The 3,619-nt window shown below is 53.2% G+C and carries 2 rRNA genes; both read left to right on the forward strand.

The features are described from left to right. Nucleotides 1–61: 61 nt before the first annotated feature. Nucleotides 62–3,238, forward strand: a 23S ribosomal RNA gene (locus tag ACX80E_RS17045). Nucleotides 3,239–3,454: 216 nt separating this feature from the next. Next, nucleotides 3,455–3,571: ribosomal RNA gene (gene rrf, locus ACX80E_RS17050) — 5S ribosomal RNA — on the forward strand. Nucleotides 3,572–3,619: the final 48 nt, after the last annotated feature.

Consider the following 3,619-nt stretch of genomic DNA (forward strand, 5'->3'; position numbering starts at 1 on the left):
GGGTGTGGTGGTGTTGGTTTTCATGGTTCTCTCGATAAGTAAGTGTTGATTACATGTGTGTAGTCAAGTTTTTAAGGGCACACGGTGGATGCCTTGGCATTAGGAGCCGAAGAAGGACGTAGGAATCTGCGATAAGCCTCGGGGAGTTGATAACCAAACTTTGATCCGAGGGTGTCCGAATGGGGGAACCCCGCTACCCGTTGCAAGACGAGGTGGTGACCTGCATCTGAATATATAGGATGTGTGGAGGGAACGTGGGGAAGTGAAACATCTCAGTACCCACAGGAAGAGAAAACAAAAGTGATTCCGTGAGTAGTGGCGAGCGAAAGCGGAACAGGCTAAACCGTGTCATGTGTGATAGCCGGCGGGCGTTGCATGGTGCGGGGTTGTGGGATTTACCGTTACGGATCTGCCGGTCTGTTGAGGGGAATGGTGCATGTATAGGTGAACGGTTTTGAATGGCCGACCGTAGAGGGTGAGAGTCCCGTAACTGAAATGCAGTGCACTCCCTGGTGAGTATCCCAAGTAGCACGGGGCCCGAGAAATCCCGTGTGAATCTGTCAGGACCACCTGATAAGCCTAAATACTACCTAATGACCGATAGCGGACAAGTACCGTGAGGGAAAGGTGAAAAGTACCCCGGGAGGGGAGTGAAATAGTACCTGAAACCGTGTGCTTACAATCCGTCAGAGCAAGCGTGCCCCTTGTGGGTAGTTGTTCTTGTGATGGCGTGCCTTTTGAAGAATGAGCCTGCGAGTTAGTGTTACGTCGCGAGGTTAACCCGTGTGGGGAAGCCGTAGCGAAAGCGAGTCTGAATAGGGCGATCGTAGTGGCGTGATCTAGACCCGAAGCGAAGTGATCTACCCATGGCCAGGTTGAAGCGCGTGTAAGAGCGCGTGGAGGACCGAACCCACTTCAGTTGAAAATGGAGGGGATGAGCTGTGGGTAGGGGTGAAAGGCCAATCAAACTTCGTGATAGCTGGTTCTCCCCGAAATGCATTTAGGTGCAGCGTTGCGTGTTTCTTACTGGAGGTAGAGCTACTGGATGGCTAATGGGCCCTACAAGGTTACTGACGTCAGCCAAACTCCGAATGCCGGTAAGTCAGAGCGTAGCAGTGAGACTGTGGGGGATAAGCTTCATAGTCGAGAGGGAAACAGCCCAGACCACCAACTAAGGCCCCTAAGCGTGTGCTAAGTGGGAAAGGATGTGGGATTGCTTAGACAACCAGGAGGTTGGCTTAGAAGCAGCCATCCTTAAAAGAGTGCGTAATAGCTCACTGGTCAAGTGATTCCGCGCCGACAATGTAGCGGGGCTCAAGTACACCGCCGAAGTTGTGGATTTCAAACATTACCCAAGCAGATCAGGACTTGTCTTGTACCTGTTCAGGGGTTTGGAGTGGTAGGGGAGCGTCGTGTAGGCATTGAAGCCGCAGTGTGAACTAGCGGTGGAGCCTACACGAGTGAGAATGCAGGCATGAGTAGCGAAAGACGGGTGAGAAACCCGTCCGCCGAATGATCAAGGGTTCCAGGGTCAAGCTAATCTGCCCTGGGTAAGTCGGGACCTAAGGCGAGGCCGACAGGCGTAGTCGATGGACAACGGGTTGATATTCCCGTACCGGTGAAGAACCGCCCATATTGAACTGATAATACTAACCACCCAAACCACTATTTGAGTGCCTTCGGGCCAGGAATGTGTGGGGAGCGTGGGACCTGAATCAGGGAGGTAAACGTATTAACAGGTGTGACGCAGGAAGGTAGCCGAGCCGGGCGATGGTAGACCCGGTCTAAGGACGTAGGAAACACGATAGGCAAATCCGTTGTGTTGTCTTCAATGACGATTCTGAGATCTGATGGGACCCCCGTAGGGGGGAATTCGGTGATCCTATGCTGCCTAGAAAAGCATCGACGTGAGGTTCTAACTGCCCGTACCCCAAACCGACACAGGTGATCAGGTAGAGAATACTAAGGCGATCGAGAGAATTATGGTTAAGGAACTCGGCAAAATGCCCCCGTAACTTCGGGAGAAGGGGGGCCTGCCTCGTGAAGGAACCTAGCGTTCCGTGAGCGAGTGTGGGCCGCAGAGACCAGGGGGAAGCGACTGTTTACTAAAAACACAGGTCCGTGCGAAGTCGCAAGACGATGTATACGGACTGACTCCTGCCCGGTGCTGGAAGGTTAAGAGGACCGGTTAGCTCACTTCGGTGGGCGAAGCTGAGAATTTAAGCCCCAGTAAACGGCGGTGGTAACTATAACCATCCTAAGGTAGCGAAATTCCTTGTCGGGTAAGTTCCGACCTGCACGAATGGAGTAACGACTTCCCCGCTGTCTCAACCATAAACTCGGCGAAATTGCAGTACGAGTAAAGATGCTCGTTACGCGCAGCAGGACGGAAAGACCCCGAGACCTTTACTATAGTTTGGTATTGGTGTTCGGAGTGGCTTGTGTAGGATAGGTGGGAGACTGTGAAGTCACAACGCTAGTTGTGATGGAGTCATCGTTGAAATACCACTCTGGTCACTTTGGACATCTAACTTCGGCCCGTAATCCGGGTCAGGGACAGTGCCTGATGGGTAGTTTAACTGGGGCGGTTGCCTCCTAAAAAGTAACGGAGGCGCCCAAAGGTTCCCTCAGCCTGGTTGGCAATCAGGTATCGAGTGTAAGTGCACAAGGGAGCTTGACTGTGAGAGGGACACCTCAAGCAGGGACGAAAGTCGGGACTAGTGATCCGGCGGCACATTGTGGAATGGCCGTCGCTCAACGGATAAAAGGTACCTCGGGGATAACAGGCTGATCTTGCCCAAGAGTCCATATCGACGGCATGGTTTGGCACCTCGATGTCGGCTCGTCGCATCCTGGGGCTGGAGTAGGTCCCAAGGGTTGGGCTGTTCGCCCATTAAAGCGGTACGCGAGCTGGGTTTAGAACGTCGTGAGACAGTTCGGTCCCTATCCGCTGCGCGCGCAGGAAATTTGAGAAGGGCTGTCCTTAGTACGAGAGGACCGGGACGGACGAACCTCTGGTGTGTCAGTTGTACTGCCAAGTGCATCGCTGATTAGCTACGTTCGGATGGGATAACCGCTGAAAGCATCTAAGCGGGAAGCCCGCTTCGAGATGAGATTTCCATACACGTAAGTGTGAGAGGCCCCCAGCTAGACCACTGGGTTGATAGGCCGGACGTGGAAGCGAGGACTAAAGACTCGTGAAGCTGACCGGTACTAATAAGCCGATAACTTACACTACACACACCTTATAAAGCATAAATTGCTCGCGTTCACTATGTGGTTCCCAACCAACAAACCCACCCGTTTGTTCGGCCAAGGGAAACCAAAAAAACAAGATACCACCACCGGTAAACCACCAGTGCAAACATCTTGTACAATAGAATACTGTTGTTCATCACAGAACACCCAACAAGCCACCCAACCACAGCGCAAGCCATGGTTTCGGGGAACGAGTTACGGTGGTCATAGCGTGGGGGAAACGCCCGGTCCCATTCCGAACCCGGAAGCTAAGACCCACAGCGCCGATGGTACTGCATTCGTGAGGATGTGGGAGAGTAGGACACCGCCGGACAACACGTAAACAGGTAGAGGCCCCACACCCCAGGTGTGGGGCCTCCCT

It is taken from the genome of Arthrobacter sp. TMN-49, from assembly GCF_054511095.1.